Source organism: Bacillus sp. ABA4_010 (assembly GCF_056159105.1).
Window position 1 is genome coordinate 1,885,198 of sequence record NZ_JBSWUN010000003.1, and the last position, 17,099, is coordinate 1,902,296.

At 41.0% G+C, this 17,099-nt stretch carries 16 protein-coding genes; 14 read left to right on the top strand and 2 right to left on the bottom strand.

Annotated features, from left to right (window positions below):
- Positions 1-292: 292 nt before the first annotated feature.
- From ACXAEO_RS10625 to ACXAEO_RS10665, 9 genes are all read left to right on the top strand, one after another.
- Positions 293-622 (top strand): YnfA family protein, encoded by a 330-nt coding sequence (locus tag ACXAEO_RS10625; protein WP_474880659.1) that lies wholly within the window; start codon positions 293-295, stop codon positions 620-622.
- A 503-nt stretch (positions 623-1,125) separates the two neighbouring features.
- Entirely contained in the window at positions 1,126-1,800 is a 675-nt protein-coding gene (locus tag ACXAEO_RS10630; protein WP_474880660.1) for an NAD(P)H-dependent oxidoreductase, read from the top strand.
- 177 nt (positions 1,801-1,977) lie between these two features.
- Positions 1,978-2,163 (top strand): hypothetical protein, encoded by a 186-nt coding sequence (locus ACXAEO_RS10635; protein WP_474880661.1) that lies wholly within the window; start codon positions 1,978-1,980, stop codon positions 2,161-2,163.
- 68 nt (positions 2,164-2,231) lie between these two features.
- On the top strand, positions 2,232-2,366 hold the full coding sequence (locus tag ACXAEO_RS10640) for a hypothetical protein (protein ID WP_474880662.1): 135 nt from the start codon (positions 2,232-2,234) through the stop codon (positions 2,364-2,366).
- Between the two features lie 78 nt (positions 2,367-2,444).
- Positions 2,445-2,792 (top strand): ArsR/SmtB family transcription factor, encoded by a 348-nt coding sequence (locus ACXAEO_RS10645; RefSeq protein ID WP_474880664.1) that lies wholly within the window; start codon positions 2,445-2,447, stop codon positions 2,790-2,792.
- A gap of 53 nt (positions 2,793-2,845) precedes the next feature.
- The gene (gene arsC / locus ACXAEO_RS10650; protein WP_474880667.1) at positions 2,846-3,265 is read left to right on the top strand and encodes an arsenate reductase (thioredoxin); all 420 of its coding nucleotides are present in this window, start codon (positions 2,846-2,848) and stop codon (positions 3,263-3,265) included.
- Between the two features lie 94 nt (positions 3,266-3,359).
- Complete coding sequence (gene arsD / locus ACXAEO_RS10655; RefSeq protein WP_474880669.1) at positions 3,360-3,728, top strand: arsenite efflux transporter metallochaperone ArsD; 369 nt, start codon at positions 3,360-3,362, stop codon at positions 3,726-3,728.
- Positions 3,729-3,742: 14 nt separating this feature from the next.
- A complete protein-coding gene (gene arsA / locus ACXAEO_RS10660) occupies positions 3,743-5,515 on the top strand; it encodes an arsenical pump-driving ATPase (RefSeq protein ID WP_474880671.1) in 1,773 nt (590 codons plus the stop codon).
- A gap of 34 nt (positions 5,516-5,549) precedes the next feature.
- Positions 5,550-5,834 carry a HesB/IscA family protein gene (locus tag ACXAEO_RS10665; protein ID WP_474880673.1) on the top strand — a complete coding sequence of 95 codons (285 nt, stop codon included), beginning with the start codon at positions 5,550-5,552 and terminating at the stop codon, positions 5,832-5,834.
- Positions 5,835-5,884: 50 nt separating this feature from the next.
- Here the strand turns inward: ACXAEO_RS10665 and ACXAEO_RS10670 are convergent, their stop codons facing one another.
- Together ACXAEO_RS10670 and ACXAEO_RS10675 are read right to left on the bottom strand one after the other, a co-directional pair.
- On the bottom strand, positions 5,885-6,850 hold the full coding sequence (locus ACXAEO_RS10670; protein WP_474880675.1) for a RecB family exonuclease: 966 nt from the start codon (positions 6,848-6,850) through the stop codon (positions 5,885-5,887).
- Between the two features lie 495 nt (positions 6,851-7,345).
- Positions 7,346-8,233, bottom strand: coding sequence for a mechanosensitive ion channel family protein (locus ACXAEO_RS10675; RefSeq protein ID WP_474880678.1), 888 nt, complete (start codon positions 8,231-8,233; stop codon positions 7,346-7,348).
- Between the two features lie 206 nt (positions 8,234-8,439).
- Between ACXAEO_RS10675 and ACXAEO_RS10680 the strand changes: the two genes are divergently transcribed.
- The 5 genes from ACXAEO_RS10680 (at position 8,440) to ACXAEO_RS10700 (ending at position 17,047) form a co-directional block, all read left to right on the top strand.
- Positions 8,440-10,338, top strand: a complete 1,899-nt coding sequence (locus tag ACXAEO_RS10680) for a helicase-related protein (protein WP_474880680.1) — start codon at positions 8,440-8,442, stop codon at positions 10,336-10,338.
- A gap of 195 nt (positions 10,339-10,533) precedes the next feature.
- The gene (locus ACXAEO_RS10685) at positions 10,534-12,045 is read left to right on the top strand and encodes a glycine betaine uptake BCCT transporter (protein WP_474880683.1); all 1,512 of its coding nucleotides are present in this window, start codon (positions 10,534-10,536) and stop codon (positions 12,043-12,045) included.
- Positions 12,046-12,458: 413 nt separating this feature from the next.
- The gene (locus ACXAEO_RS10690; protein WP_474880684.1) at positions 12,459-13,415 is read left to right on the top strand and encodes a VanW family protein; all 957 of its coding nucleotides are present in this window, start codon (positions 12,459-12,461) and stop codon (positions 13,413-13,415) included.
- A gap of 49 nt (positions 13,416-13,464) precedes the next feature.
- Positions 13,465-14,136, top strand: coding sequence for an NAD(P)-binding domain-containing protein (locus ACXAEO_RS10695; RefSeq protein WP_474880686.1), 672 nt, complete (start codon positions 13,465-13,467; stop codon positions 14,134-14,136).
- 223 nt (positions 14,137-14,359) lie between these two features.
- Complete coding sequence (locus ACXAEO_RS10700) at positions 14,360-17,047, top strand: YhgE/Pip family protein (protein ID WP_474880688.1); 2,688 nt, start codon at positions 14,360-14,362, stop codon at positions 17,045-17,047.
- Positions 17,048-17,099: the final 52 nt, after the last annotated feature.

Below are 17,099 nucleotides of genomic sequence, written 5' to 3' on the forward strand. Positions count from 1 at the left end.
TTTTTTGTTGATTAGAAAGCTGTCACCTCACGATAGACTAGTGGTAACTGGAAACAAGTCATTCAAAGAAGGAGGGGGACTGATGGACTCGTTATTTTCTTGGTTAGCCATGTCGATTGCCGTAGGAGCTTATGTGGATTGTGCAACAAGAATTAAGAGGCTAGAAAAAAGGATAAAAGAATTAGAAGAAAAAGAGGGGTAATCTGTGCCCTTTTTAATGCTAGAGAAATATTAAATTAGTTCATTCCACATCAGTATGATAGTGAATGAGTTACAGATGGAGTGTTAGTCAATGTTAAAAGCAATCGTCGTATTTATTCTCGCTGGATTAGGTGAAATTGGCGGGGGATATTTGATTTGGCAATGGTTACGTGAAGAAAAGTCAGGATGGCTAGGTTTGATAGGGGGAATCCTTTTATTTTTATATGGTGTAATCGCGACGTGGCAAGTATTCCCTAACTTTGGTCGTGTATATGCTGCGTATGGTGGCGTATTTATTGTCATGAGCTTATTTTGGGGCTGGTGGGTGGATCAAAAAACCCCCGATCTCCACGATTGGATTGGAGGATTAATTTGTTTAATCGGTGTAATGATAATGTTATGGCCGAGGGGGTTATCTTGACACTCCCACGACAGACCATATAGGTTCGTGGGCTACGGTACTGTTACCATACCGTACAGATGTTGGTTCGTATATGTTTTAACGTCTTTTGCGTGACGACACATATAGTTTTACCGATAGCGTGAGTTTAGGCTATCGAACCTTAATGGGCTTTCTCGTTCGGAAAATCTGTAATGGCTCGTAGTTCAAATCAATGAGAACAAAGAAACTAAGGAGAGAACTTATCTCATGGAGATGCCTCTTATGCCCTCGCTTTAGAAGTAAATTCGTTATTAAAAGCTCGACAATCTATATTCTCCCTCCTCCATTAGTATAAAAAATGATACTATCACACAAAAATGTGCGTACTTTTCATTTCTGAAATTACTTTTATAATAAATCGTGTGAACAATAACTACTACTACTTATAAAACATAAACCACAACTACAAATGATGTGATTTTTCCCATTGCATCATGGTCATGCCAACGATAGTTGTGTGCGATAATGGAGGAGAATGATACATGAATGCAGAAACAAAAAAACAAGAAATTTTAGATGCTTACCGCTTTAGACATGCAACAAAAGAATTTGATCCAAACAAAAAGATTTCAGACGCAGATTTCGAATTTATCCTTGAAACTGGACGTTTATCTCCAAGTTCATTTGGTTTCGAGCCTTGGCGTTTTGTGGTTGTTCAAAACCCAGAATTGCGCGAACAGCTTAAACCAGTTGCATGGGGAGCGCAAAAACAATTAGATACAGCGAGTCATTTTGTTGTAATGCTTGCTCGTACAGCGGATGATATGATTTACAGCTCAGATTACATCCAACATATGATGCAAAATGTTCATCAGCTTCCAGAAGAAGTTCAAGGAATGATCAGCGGCTTCTACAAAACATTCCAAGAATCTGATTTCAATCTTTTAGAAAGCAAACGCGCAATGTTTGACTGGGCAAGCAAACAAGTGTATATCGCACTTGGAAACATGCTGACTGCAGCGGCTCAAATCGGCATTGACTCTTGCCCAATCGAAGGATTCGATCAAGAAAAAGTTCATGCTATTCTTGAAGAAGCAGGCGTACTAGAAGGCGGAAACTTTAAAGTAGCGGTGTTAGCTGGATTTGGCTACCGTATCAACGAGCCACGCCCGAAATCTCGTCAAAACATGAACGACGTTGTGAAATGGGTTAAGTAATGAGTAAATAATCAAAAAAACCGAGCTCTGAAGAGGAGTTCGGTTTTTTTGTCTGTAATCGCGTTTATTGTCGTGGTAATTTACAAAAAATTAATAATTCATTAACACAAATCAAATATAAGCAAAGTATTATATAAGTATTGTGTTATATGCTAATATAAAAAAGGAGGAAACAATATGTTATACACACCATGCAAGGACTATGGAGGATTTATTCAAGAATATCGAGTAAAAGCAGGTCTTTCGATTGAACAACTAGCAAACAACAGTCTCGTTTATGAAGCAAACAGAAGAAAGCACGGTCTAGCCAACGGAGTCTTACATGGAGGAATTAACTACAATATTGAACATTCCTTGCTTTAAATTAAAAACAAAAATCTGGTGCAATCCGCCTCAACAATTATGTCCGCAACAATAAGGAGTTGACGCGTATGTTAAATATTTTACAGCTCGTTCCCATTGGCATATTTCTTGTACTCATTCTTCTTTTTTCCATCATTGGATTAAGAAAAGGGAAGAAGCCGGAATGGTTTCATCAATATGTGGATAGATTTCGTAGATACTAATGAAAGCGAAAAACTAAATCTTTTGCTTATATAAGTGAATTATTATATAATAATTCTTGACTAGGAGGTGGACTAAAGGTGAAGATAACATCAGTGATTGAACTAGAAAAAGTGGCGAGCATCTTAAAGCTACTCGGTGACAAAACGCGGCTAACGATGATGAAAATGCTTCAAGACAATGAATATTGTGTATGTGAATTTGTTAGTATTTTCAAAACAAGTCAGCCTGCAATTAGTCAACACTTACGTAAGCTAAAAGATGCGGGATTAGTGAAAGAAACCCGTAGAGGTCAATGGATTCATTATTCCATGAATAGAGAAAGTGATTATCATGATTTTGTACAAAGCCTTCTAGATTATCTTCCAAGTCAAGAAGAACATTTAAAAGAACTGGAAAAACAAGGATTGCGTATTACGTGTGATTAATTTTCATTTTCCACTAGGACATATCGAACTTTTTTCTAAAGGAGACAGCTAACATGGAGAAAAAAACTATCTACTTCTTATGTACAGGAAACTCTTGCCGCAGCCAAATGGCAGAAGGATGGGCGAAACATCATTTAGGTGATGAATGGGATGTTCGCAGTGCTGGCCTTGAAGCACACGGATTAAATCCGAATGCCGTAAAAGCGATGAAAGAAGCAGGCATTGATATTTCCAACCAAACATCGGATGTTATCGATTCAGACATTTTAAATCGAGCAGATTTAGTTGTGACATTATGCGGCCATGCAGCGGATCATTGCCCAGTAACACCGCCTCACGTGAAACGTGTTCATTGGGGTTTTGATGACCCGGCTAAAGCAGAAGGCACAGAAGAAGAGAAATGGGCATTTTTCCAACGTGTACGTGATGAAATCGGGGAACGTATTGAGCGTTTCGCAAAAACAGGTGAATAATCATTAAAACGACAGAAGCCGAGAAGGGAATCACCCCTCGGCTTTTTAGAAACTATAAATATATAGTTATATCTGATGGTTAGGAGAGGAAAAAATGACAAAAGTTCAATTATTTGACCCAGCGATGTGCTGTCCTACAGGTGTTTGTGGACCGAGTGTAGACCCTGAATTAACAAGAGTAGCATCAGCCGTTTTCTCGTTAGAAAAGAAAGGGTTTGATATTACCCGCTACAATTTAGCAAACGAACCAGATCAGTTTGCCGACAATGCACAGGTGAACAAAGTCCTTCATGAGCAAGGACCGGATGCACTTCCTGTTGTTTTAAAAGATGGAGAAGTAGTAAAAGTCGGTACTTATCCGACGAACGAAGAGCTTGCAACGTGGTTTGGGGTAAGTGTAGAAGAGCTGAAAGCTGAGAAACCGCGCGTTCGCTTAAAATTAAACATTAATAACCTAAAATAAAGGAGGAAAAAGGGATGTTTCAACCTTTTCATCCTGAACATACAGTCCAAACCCCTTTTCTATTTTTCACTGGAAAAGGCGGGGTAGGAAAAACATCAACGGCTTGTGCAACAGCTGTAGCATTGGCGGATGCAGGGAAAAAAGTGTTAATCGTAAGTACAGATCCAGCTTCTAATTTACAGGACGTCTTTGAAATTGAGTTAGGTACGAAGCCAACCTCCATTCCGAATGTCCACAATCTGTTTGCATGTAACCTCGATCCAGAAGAAGCAGCAAGAGCCTACCGTGAAAAAGTAGTCGGTCCTTATCGCGGAAAGCTTCCAGACTCCGTTGTAGCGACTATGGAAGAACAGTTGTCAGGAGCTTGTACAGTCGAAATTGCTGCCTTTGATGAGTTTACGAACTTACTAGCAAACGAAGAGATAGTGCGTGAATTTGACCATATTATCTTCGATACCGCTCCAACAGGGCACACACTCCGACTGCTTCAGCTGCCAACAGCGTGGACGGGATTTTTAGAGGAAAGTACACATGGCGCCTCTTGTTTAGGTCCTCTGTCTGGCTTGAATGAGAAAAAAGGATTGTATGCAAAAACGATGAACGCTTTAGCGAATTCTGACCAAACAACTTTATTACTTGTTGCGCGCCCTGACCTTTCTTCTTTACAGGAAGCGAATCGAGCGGCGACAGAATTAAAAGCGATTGGCATGCAAAACCAGCGCTTAATTATCAATGGTTTACTGCAGCAGCATGTAGAAAATGATGTGGTGTCCACCGCTTTTTATGAAAAACAGCAAAAAGCACTAGCAGCCATGCCAAAAGGATTAAAGCAAATGGTCATCTACTCATTGCCGTTTGTGTCGTATTCCTTAACAGGCATAAATCCCCTTCGTTACTTGTTCAAAACATACACACTGCCAGCTAGTGAGAGTCAAGAAGAGGTTCATTTATCGAAAGAGGATATCCATTCGTTTAAAGCGGTCATTGAAGACTTTTCCGAGAAACAACCAAAAGTCATCTTGACAATGGGGAAAGGGGGAGTTGGCAAAACAACGACAGCTGCCGCCATTGCAGTTGGGTTAGCGGAAAAAGGACACCGTGTTCATTTAACAACAACAGACCCTGCCGCTCATTTAGATTTTATCTTCCAACATCATGAGACAAAAGAGCTTCTAACGATTAGTAAAATTGATCCGAAGGCTGAAGTGGAAGCTTATACGAAAGAGGTATTATCAAAAGCGGAAGAAGAGCTCGATGAAGACAGCGTTACGTATTTAGAAGAGGATTTGAAATCTCCTTGTACAGAGGAAATTGCGGTGTTCCGAGCTTTTGCAGATGTTGTCGCCAAATCAGATGAAGAAATGGTCATTATTGATACAGCCCCGACTGGGCATACATTACTTTTATTAGATGCCGCTCAATCATACCAAAAGGAGCTTGCGCGTTCGACGGGAGAAGTGCCAGAGAATGTGATGACATTGCTTCCTCGCTTGCGTAACCCGCAAGAGACGAGTGTTGTAATTGTCACATTAGCTGAAGCGACACCAGTATTGGAAGCTGGACGTTTACAGGAAGATTTAAAGCGGGCCGGCATTAAGCCCACATGGTGGGTGATTAACCAAAGTCTTTACGCGACTGAAACGTCTGACCCTGTATTAAAAGGAAGAGCTAATGCAGAGAAATCATGGATTTTAAAAGTTCAGCAAGACTTCACTTCTTACTGTGCTATCATTCCTTGGCAGCCAGAAGAGAAGATTGGCTATGGTAAAGTGAAAGATTACATTTAACGGTTAACTGTGAAAAAACGAGGGGAGAAAAACAATGAAAATTACAGAAGCAGCGAAACAAGTGTTAGAGAATGCATTTCAACATAACGGGGCAGATGGAGTTCGCTTTTATTTTGAAGGAGCGGGGTGTTGCGGGCCACAAATTGGCTTGTCGCTAGATGCTCCAGAAGAAAAAGATGTTGTTCAAACGATCAATGGAATTCGTGTTGCGATTGATGAAAAAGTACTCTCCATGACAGAAGGAGTAACACTCGATCATCAAGAAGGACCTGAAGGGGCAGGCTTTGTCCTGCTAGGCGTGGATAATAGTTGCTGCTAGTCCAATATAAAAAAGCTTCTTGTTCGTAAAGAAGCTTTTTTTGTTTACTATTATGTTGCACATTTATATGAGAGTGCATCATCTTCTATGCGCTCAAGACATATTTCTTTGAAGTTGCAGCGCTGACATCGAAAAGTTTGTGTAGTGGGTTCGAATTGCTCCAGAGGGACCGGTTTGTTCAGTGTTTCATGTTGTTGGTATTGCTTCATCGCTTGTACACTTTCGTTCATTTGTTCAGTCATTGCCGCAATATCATTGGCGGTCAAAGCGTACGTATGACTGCTTCCTGTCTGTAAATATTCATTGCGTACAGTGATTTTCGCAAGTGGAACTCCCCATTTTTTCATCGCGTACAAAGCATAAACGGCGAGCTGACTAATATCGTCAGCGGTGTGTTTTCCCGTTTTCCAATCAACAATGACCCATCGGCCGTCTTGCAAGTGCTGATAAATAGTATCGATGGCCGCATATACTTTTATTCCATTCATCTCAATCGAGCGAAAAGCTTCAGATGCCGCTATTGAGATTTTTGAACTTGATGTCATGTCACGGAATGATTTGCTGTGCAGGAAGTTTTGCAGGCAAGTGTTAAGGCGATTATGAGTGTCTTGAATGTCTTGTTCAGATAGTTGCCCTTCATAATACATATCAAACAGCATTGTATAACGATTAGGGTTTCGAAACCATTGTTCCCCGCGGTCTCTTGAATCAAGAAAAGCAGTGCGAAGGCGGGCGCGTACACGATGCTCCAGTTCCTTCTCGTCTGGAATGCGGCCTGATTTTCTATATTGATCGATCGTTTGGTCAATCACATCATGAACAACTTGTCCAAACAAGATCGGAAGTGTTACGAGCTTTTTAAGTCGATAGGCATACTTCGAGGAGTCGGGAGCATTATGTAGCCAGCCATTATGGGAAACATAGTACATATAAGCATATTTTCGCGGACATTCCATCCATGTTCGATGGCGAGAATGAGACCAGGAAAACTCCGGGAAGTCCCTTATTTGGAACACGCTCTCACATCCTTCCAAACAGTCTTATTACTATATAAATCAATCTAGAGAATTCGAGTAGTCTGAATAACCATTGGACATGTTCTTGAATCCAATGAAGCTGTGTCGAGTTATCAAATAGAATATATATATATGTATATCAGTGATTTGAAAAACTATGATGAAAACTTTGAATGGAGAGAGATTGTTATTTGAAAAACGATTGCGAGGTTTAGTTTGCGGTAAATAATGGTATATAATAAGGGGGAGATTGTGAGATTAGTAGAATTTTTAATGAAAAAGGGGAGCGATTAAGGGGGGAAGCTAGAATATATGGCTATCTGCAATGAGCTACCTATTCATACTTCTCATCTATCATTTTAAGGTGGAAAAATCGAAGTGATCACATCTTTGTAGATTTTTTCCTATCTCACACAACATGGCTCGTTAAGAAAACCATTGATTGGGCTTTTAACGAGCCATGTTGTTGAGGTTGTCTGCGAGCAGACAGTTTTTCTATAAGACTTGTTTTTGTTTATCGTTTTGAAGCACGATTTGCTGGGCTGGCATTAATAGACCATGGTCGTATATTTTTTGTGCCAGCAATTCTTTCGTCCCTTGTGATGCTGCTAAATAATCTGTATCGTTTACCGTTGCCGTAATGGAAAACTTATAGCCGATTGGGCTGACATCAAGGGAATGCAGGCCGTACAATTGATAAGGTTCAATGATTTCGCCTGTCAGTTTATCGGTTTTTAAATAGTCTTTATGAAGTTCATTCAGTTCTTGACATACTTCTTCAAGTAACTCCTTTACGCGGCGCGGATTTTCATTAAAGGAAACAACGATGCTTTCAAATACGCGGCGTTTTTCCACGGACCCATTGACCATTTTTCGGATTTCTCCATTTGGGATCGTCACAAGCTTTCCATTGATTAGTCGGATTTTCACGACCCGAAAGCCAAGTTCCTCAACGGTTCCTGCTTCCGGTTCTCCGTTGATATTTACGAAATCGCCTTTTTGGATCGTTTGTTCAAAAATCATAAACATTCCGCTCAATAAATCGTTAATGAGCTTTTGTGCACCAAATCCAATGACTGCCGCAATAATACCCCCGGCAAGAATCAAGTCCTTTAAATCGCCGACGAATGGTTTGATGGCGGCTACTAGTATGACGATAAATATGACGTAATTCGCTGTATTTTTAACGACGCTCTCGATGGTTTGTTCTTTTTTCTCATCGAGAAGGTGCGTCCGCTTAAAAAGCTGGTGTAGCAAAAAGCGCAGAACGACAAAAATGATGTAAGCAGAAGCAGCCGTCAAAAAAAGCGATACAAAATAATTTTGGACTGAATCCCAGTCTATTTTGAAAAAATCCATTAGATTTCTCGTGAAATCATTCATCAAAAATTCCTCCATTTTTTCTGAACACACGCTTATTATAGCGCCTTTTGTTGATTTTGGGAAAGGAAACTCATTGATTATAGCTGACAGAAAAGTGTTCGTCTATCAAAAATTTTCCTTATAAAGCACATTTTTCATTGTATCCTATTGAAAAAGAGCGGAAAATAAGAGGTAGACAAACATATTGAACAAGGTGGAGTGATGTTATGTATCCAAATGCAAAACCGCACAAAAAGATTCAGCGAATTGAAGAACGGTTCAATTTATTGAATTCACTTGAGGCCGACAAATTTCATACGGCTTTAGACCAGGAACAGACGCTTCGTACCTTACTGCAGCAGTTAAAAGGAACCATTACCAAAATGGCACAAGACCCTGAAACAGAGAGCTGGCGCGAAGATGGACATAAGCTGGCTGAGCGCATAAAGGAACGAATGAAGCACGTCTCGATCGGGATGTTGAAGGAATTCAACCATCATTATCGAACAACTTTTACGTTGGAAGAAATTATGGAAGGTGACGAAAACTTTTATTACTCAGAAGGGCTTATGTCTACCATTAAACGAAAGAAGCTGCTAAATCATCTGTTTCATCGGGAATTAAGCACCATTCTTCCCACACATCCAAAAGATGAATTTCCGGAAACAAGAAGGCTAAAGCGGTATTTCGTCCTCCATGTCGGCCCAACGAATTCAGGAAAAACGTTTCATGCACTTGAACAGTTGAAACGGGCAGAAAATGGACTTTACCTTGCTCCACTTCGATTATTGGCACTTGAAGTGTTTGAACGGTTGAATGAGGAAGGTGTTCGCTGTAATTTGCTGACAGGGGAAGAGGAAATTAGCCGACCGAGCATTCGCCATACCGCATGTACAATTGAAAAAGCGGACTTTTCCCGCATTTACGATACAGTTGTTATTGATGAAGCTCAAATGATTGGCGATGCCCAAAGAGGAAATGCGTGGACGAAAGCGTTATTAGGTATTCGGGCAAAGGAAATCCACGTATGCTGCTCGCCTATTGCACTGCCCGTCATTCAGCGCCTGTTGGACGATTGCGAAGATGAATATGTGATTGAACAACATGAACGGCAAACGCCGCTCCAATTTGAGGATAAGGTGTTCCGTTTTCCGCGTGATGCACAAAAAGGGGATGCATTCATCGTCTTTTCTCGCAAAATGGTGCTTCAAGTAGCCGCGGCGCTCGCTGATAAAAAAATGAAAGCAAGCATTATTTACGGCAATTTACCGCCGGAGACGAGACGAAGACAGGTCGAACGTTTTTTAACTGGAGAAACCGATGTCGTCGTTGCTACAGATGCGATTGGAATGGGACTGAATTTGCCGATTAAGCGGATCGTCTTTTTAGAAGCGGCAAAATTTGATGGCGAAAAACATCGTCCGCTTCGTGTCCAGGAAATTAAACAAATTGCCGGACGGGCGGGACGAAAAGGCATGTATGACGAAGGGTTTGTGAACACTTATACAAAACGAACGCTCGTCAAATCAGCGCTGACAAAAGAGGAAACACCTCTTTCATCTGCTTATTTAGCTCCGATGGAAGAAACGATTTTACAGCTTCCGTTCGGGACGCTTGAAGAACGGCTTCGAGCTTGGAGCGATTATGAAATCGAGGTTGCTTATTTTGAAAAAACGGACATTAGCACGCAGCTTGATTTGCTTGTGTATGCGAAAAGTTTTGAAAATGTGTTAACACATGAGCAACTTTATAAAGCGATTCATATTCCATTCCCTGAACGAAATGAAGCGCTCGTCTCCCAATGGTTGCACTACTTGGAAGAGTTGTCAGAGCATGAACCAGCTGTATCAAAGCCATATCCGCGAGGAAATGACCTTGTATCACTCGAAACGTACTTTAAGGCGCTCGACTTGTATTATTCCTTTTCCAAAGCGTTTCAGCTCCAGCTTGATTACTCGTGGGTAGACAGTGAACGGCGAAGAGTATCAAAAGAAATTCACCGATTGTTAACGACAAAAATTAAACAATACGGAAGAAAGTGTTCGTCGTGCCGCAAACCGCTGCCGTGGAATGCCATTCACGGAATTTGCGACGGCTGCTACCGGTCTCGCTGGGAATATTTTTAATGCCGGTAACAACTATGGTATGATTTTTAACGTGACTAAATAGTTATGAGGGTTCTTTAGAAAGGAAGGTGATTGAAACAAAATCTATTCACATATTTCAAACCGTTCCGTCAGACAATATTGTCAAGAGAGCATCGGTATACTAGACACTGTTTCAACAGTTTCACTGCCGTTGTCATGAAAGGGAGATTATGTATGAAGAAGAGTTATACTGTATTTTATGTATCAGTTGTGCTGCTTGCCTTGCTTGTTACAATTGGTGCCCTAATGCCAGATGCATTAGAACGTATGACAAGCAATATTCAAGTTTTCATTTCCAATGCATTTGGCTGGTACTATCTTATCCTTGTCACACTCATTTTAATTGTGTGCCTCTATTTCCTCATCAGTCCTATTGGCCGCATCAAGCTTGGAAAACCGGATGATGAGCCAGAATTTTCAAGACCTACTTGGCTGGCGATGCTGTTTAGTGCCGGAATGGGGATTGGACTCGTGTTTTGGGGAACAGCCGAGCCAATTAGTCATTACGCGGTCAGCTCCCCGACAGGAGAAGTGGGGACGGCACAGGCGATTAAAGATTCGCTTCGCTTTACGTTTTTCCACTGGGGCGTCCACGCATGGGCCATTTACGGAATTGTCGCGTTAGTACTCGCCTATTTCAATTTCCGTCATGATCAGCCAGGCCTCATTAGTGCGACGTTAAGACCCATCTTTGGTGACAGGGTGACCGGACCAATCGGTCAATTAATTGATATTGTCGCTGTACTCGCAACTGTCATTGGGGTCGCGACGACACTCGGATTTGGAGCCGTTCAAATCAACGGGGGATTATCCTACTTATTTGGTATCCCGTCAACCATTTTAATTCAGTTTATTATCATTGCGATCGTGACGGTCCTTTTCATGATTTCCGCTTGGTCTGGATTAGGAAAAGGCATTAAAATTTTAAGTAACGCGAACATGGGTCTTGCCGCACTTCTATTTTTACTAATGTTTATACTTGGGCCGACCTTATTTATTTTAAATTTGTTCACAAATACAATTGGTACATATTTACAAAATTTACCGCAAATGAGTTTCCGAATTGCTCCTTTAAATGAAGAGACGCGTTCATGGATCAATGGTTGGACCATTTTCTATTGGGCATGGTGGATTGCTTGGTCACCGTTTGTTGGGATCTTCATCGCCCGTGTGTCAAGAGGACGAAGCATTCGGGAGTTTGTATTCAGCGTTCTACTTGTGCCGTCTGTGATCGGCTTTTTATGGTTCTCCACATTCGGCGGATCTGCCATCTTATTAGAGCATGAAGGAGTTGCTGCTATTTCTGAATTGGCAATGGAAGAATCACTGTTCGGCGTATTTTCCTACTATCCATTCGGATCGTTTCTGTCCATTATTGCCATTATTTTAATTGGTACTTTCTTCATTACATCCGCCGATTCTGGAACATACGTACTTGGGATGATGACGACAAACGGGTCTCATACACCTGGAAACAAAATCAAATTAACATGGGGAATTATGCTGTCGGCTATCGCGCTTGTTTTATTATATTCTGGCGGGCTACAAGCACTCCAAAACACGATGATTGCGGCCGCTTTGCCGTTTTCCATCATCATGGCACTGATGACCATCAGCCTTGTCAAATCGTTATATAAAGAATCGAGAGAACTAGGGATTGGCCAAATCCCAAAAAGAAAAAAATAATGCAGCAAAAAAGCCTCGGATGTAAAGAGGCTTTTTTGTATTTATTAAGTCAAACCTTATAATTGGAAACTTAAAGAAGTCCCATTCCGTTAAATACTATAAAGAAGCGCAAAATAAATTATCGCGAATAAGGAGGAAATTTTTGGTCAAAAACATTTACCTTATTCAGGGAAATATTTATAATCAAAAAGAGTAATTATATATCGAAAATGCGAAAATTTTACCGTGATAAGACAAAACATGGTCAACATATAGATGATAAAGTGCACAGAGGAAATAGGCTAACCGGTTGAAAGAAAAAATAAGATGAAATAACTAGTGAAAAATGCTTAAAAAAGAAGAGGAAATTGTATATAATCTTTGTACACTCAAAACAAAATTAAATAAACAACAGGAAAAAGGTTGGAGCGCAAATGAAAAATTGGTTAATAGCGGCAGGATTGGTTTTAGGACTGACAGGATGCGGCAGTGAACAAGCAAACGAAATACCTGCAATTGAAGTGGAAGAAATAAATGAACATGTAGTGAAAGCCTCCGGATTTGAGGAAAGAGAAATTAAGCCAGATTATTTTATTTATAAATTAATAGATTCAAGAACAGGGGAACTTCTCGCAGAATATCAACCTATTCATTATAGCGAAACAGAAGTTTACGAGAAAGAAATTAAAAAATTAGCGAAGCGCATGGCGAATGAGATTGACACACCGATGAGAAATGCAAAATTAGATGAACAAGGTCGTTTAATTGAAGGAACAAAGCGGATTGTGTTGAATGAAAAAGAGCTCGTGGAGAATTTAAAACATTTAGAAATTGACAATGAATTAACTGTGACAGTTCCTATTTATGAAATGCAGCCGAACGTTACAAAAGAAGACATTAACGGCCTTGAAGAAAAAGTCATCGGTTCTTACACAACCAATTTCCGAACAACTGATACAGGGAGAAACCGCAACATTGAATTATCTGCTGCAGCGATCAACAACGTGATCCTTGGCCCTGGCGATTATTTTTCTTACAATGAAGTCGTTGGACCAAGAACAGAAGAAACGGGCTACCAGCCAGCTCCAGAAATTCTTAACAAGGAGCTCGTAATGGGGATAGGCGGCGGAATTTGTCAAACATCCTCAACGTTGTATAACGCCATCGATCAAACCGGTGTGACCATCACCGCCATTACACATCATTCGAAGGCAGTTGGCTACGTGCCAGAAGGTCGAGATGCAACTGTTGCATGGGGAGGACCTGACTTTAAGTTTATGAATGATAAAGAATATCCGATTTTACTGCAAACAAAGATGGATAAAGAAAATGGGACACTCACTGTCGAAGTGAGAACCGCTCAACACAATAGTGAAGAAGAAAGAGCCTGAGCAGAAGCAATCTGTTCTGGCTTTTTTCATAAAAAAGGGAGAGATGAGGTTGACTATATGTAAATGGACCGTTGTCGGCATAGGAAAACTAGGAACCGCGTTATTGACACAATTAGAAAAAGAGGGCATTCAAGCAGGCATTTTCCACCCGAATATGAAGAAGGCAAAAGCATGTGCAGCGCAGTACTCTCTTCATTACGCTGTGAAAAAGGAAGAACTCCCTAAAGCTGGTGGTATCATTTTGGCGCTCCCAGCGAAACAAATTGAACCATTTATAGAGACACTCAATATGTCGTTTCATGAAACGATTTTCGTAAATATGGCCACCGCCGCTTATACATCCGATTTAAAGCAGCAGTACCCACATATTGAATGGATCGGTATGAAGTTTGTCGGGCAAGCGGATGATTTAAAAGAAAACGGGCATGGACTTTTTGTCACGGAAGCGGATGAAAAGACGGCCGCTATGGAACTGTTTTCGTCCATCGGCCGCGTCATAATAGACAGTGAAGCTTCGGTTGAAAGCGTGAACCGCATCGCTACCTTTCATGCGATTAAAGCAGCAAAAGAAATTGAAAAGGCACTGCGACAAGCCGGTCACTCAGGTGATTATGAAAAACGAGTGCTGCTGTCACTTGTTCCTGGGGTCGTCCGTTCCTATGCACATGGTACACTTGGACATTTTGCTAAAGCGATTGCGGATGAGATTGACAACGAATAACTACCTTTTGAAACTCCTTGTGCATTCACGGGGAGTTTTCTTTATGAACGTTATAACGTACGGTGGTTGTGTTTTGTTTTGACCAAAGAAGGAAACGTTATGAGAAAGTCTATTTTTCACGCGACGGCAAATGACTTGAATGACAAGAAGGATTTGAGATACACTTCCACCATATTCATTGTGCCTAACATATGTAAGGCAAGAGAAGGGACTTGGACAATAGATGAAAAAGATGTTTCACATTTACGTGACAGATTGGCGAAATATTTTCAAAGTGCCAATCGCTCTATTTTTAATTGTTGGATTAATGATTCTTCCATCTCTTTACGCATGGTTCAATTTAAAAGCGGCATGGGATCCGTACGGAGATACTTCAGGGATTGCGATTGCTGTTACGAACGAAGACGAGGGAGCGGTTATTGATCATCAAGGTATAAAGAAAGAAATAAAGGTGGGCGAAGAGGTTGTTAAAAGCTTAAAAGACAATCCCGTGCTCGGCTGGACATTTGTCAGTACGGAAGAAGCGGAGCGAGGAGTGAATCACGGCGACTATTATGCAAGTATTTTCATTCCGAATGATTTTTCTGCTCAGCTTGCGACGATTTTAGAAGAAAAGCCTGAACATCCAGAAATTCAGTACAGCGTTAATGAAAAAATTAATGCCATTGCTCCGAAAATTACGGCAAAAGGAGCCACAAGCATTATTGAAGAAGTGAACAAAAATTTTGTGAAAACGGTCAGTGAGGCGCTATTTACAGAGTTCAATAAAATTGGACTTGAACTTGAAAAAGAATTGCCAACAATCCGGCATATGGAACAGCGTGTGTTCGAGCTGGAAAAGCGTCTTCCAGCTATTGAAGAAGCAGGGAAAAAAGCATTAGCCTTCGAACAAAAACTACCGGAGATTCGGGAAAAAGGCGAAAAAATCGTCGAGCTTGAGAAGAAAATCCCGGAAATTATGCAAGCGGGCGACTATATTTTGAAGCTTGAAGAGTCCCTCCCCAAAATAGAGGAAGTTGGAAATGAAATCATCGTTATTCAGCAAAAGCTACCAGACATCCAAAAAGCGGCGGACCGGATTGTCGAAATTGATCAAAACTTTTACAAAGTAGAAGAAGCGTTGAATAAAGCGATAGAGAATGCGGAAAAAGCGGATGTAATTATTCGTGAGGCACAAGAAGCTTTGCCGAAAGTAGAGAAAATCGCCAAAGATGGAGGGGCGTTCACTGCTAGCTTAAATGATTTTTTACAGCAAAATGACGGAGCGTTTGCGGCGATTGCACCTGTGATGAAGCAAAATATAAGTCTTCTTCAACAAACAGCTGATGCTGTGACTCAACTGACAGATATGCTGAAACAAGAAAAGATTGATCCAGAACCGACGCTTGACGCTTTAGCCTTTTTACAAGAACGTCTTGCTTCAGGGGCAACCATTGCAGGGCGAACAGCTGATTTGTTTACAAAGCTGAACGCCTATTTGCCCACCCAACCGCTTGACCATGTCACTCAGCGTTTAAACGATGTGCAAACAAATTTCGAGCAACAAACCGAAACGATGAAAAGCATTCAAACGGTTATTGAGCGAGGAGAGCAGCCGGTCAAAACAGCGATTAACAATTTGAATAGTTTATCAAAGAATGCCAGCCGCACACTTGGCGATATTTTAGAACGCTATGACACAGAAATTGTTCCATCCATTCAAGAAGCACTAGCCAATTTGAAATCATCAGCTCAAAACGCCGCTGACGTATTAGAAATGGCTCAAACACGTCTGCCAGATATAGAAGCTATATTAGATGATGCGGCAAAAGGGGTGGACTATGGTCAGGAAGAATTAGCCCGGCTAAAAAATGAATTGCCGGCTATTAGAACCAACTTGCATGAAGCGGCTGAAACGATTCAAGGAAAAATGGATCAGCTGACAGAAGCCGTGAATCAAGCCGCCGCTTTCATGAAGCAAGATTGGCCGCAGTTGGAACCGAAAATTCGCGAAGCTGCAGAGTTTGTTCGTACCGATTTGCCAAAGGCTGAAGAAGAAATTCATCAATTGGCTGATTTTATTCAGCAAAAGCTGCCCGAAATCGAAGAAAGTGTGCATAGATTAGCGGACCTTGTTCGTACCGATTTACCAGAATTAGAAGACTCGGTGAGAAAGGCAGCTGATAAAATTCGGCAATTTGAACAGTCACAAGATTTGGATGACATAATTGCACTGCTGAAAAATGATATTCAAAACGAAAGTGATTTTTTAGCTAATCCTGTTCACTTAAAAGAAAACAAGAAATTTCCGATTCCAAACTACGGATCAGCTATGTCACCGTTTTACACAACATTATCCTTATGGGTAGGCGCTCTTTTGCTTGTGTCCTTACTGCGGTTTGATGTAGAAAATCCAGAAGAGGCCTATAAAAGCCATCACATTTATTTTGGGCGCCTGTTTACCTTTTGGACAATTGGATTTTTTCAAGCACTTATTGTAACAATCGGGGATATGGTAATACTTGGAGCATATGTGGCTGACCCATTTTTCTTTGTGTTATTTGGGATATTGATTAGTCTTGTATTTATGACTATCGTGTACACATTCGTGTCGGTGTTTGGGAACATTGGAAAAGCATTTGCCATTATTATGCTTGTCTTGCAGTTATCTGCATCCGGCGGCACGTTTCCGGTGCAAGTCACACCACCGTTTTTCCAAGCTGTTCATCCGTTTTTACCGTTCACGTATGCGATTAGCTTAATGCGCGAAACAGTAGGAGGAATGCTAGCGGATATTGTCATTCGTGATATCGTCTGTTTATTGCTGTTTCTCGCAGGTGCTTTTTTACTCGGTGTCGTCTTAAAAGGACCGCTCAGCAAATCGACAAAGCGTGTAACTGAAATGGCAAAATCGAGTAAAATTATTCATTGATGAGATGTACTCTTATGGAAGGACGGCCATTATAAAGCCGTCTTTCCATTTT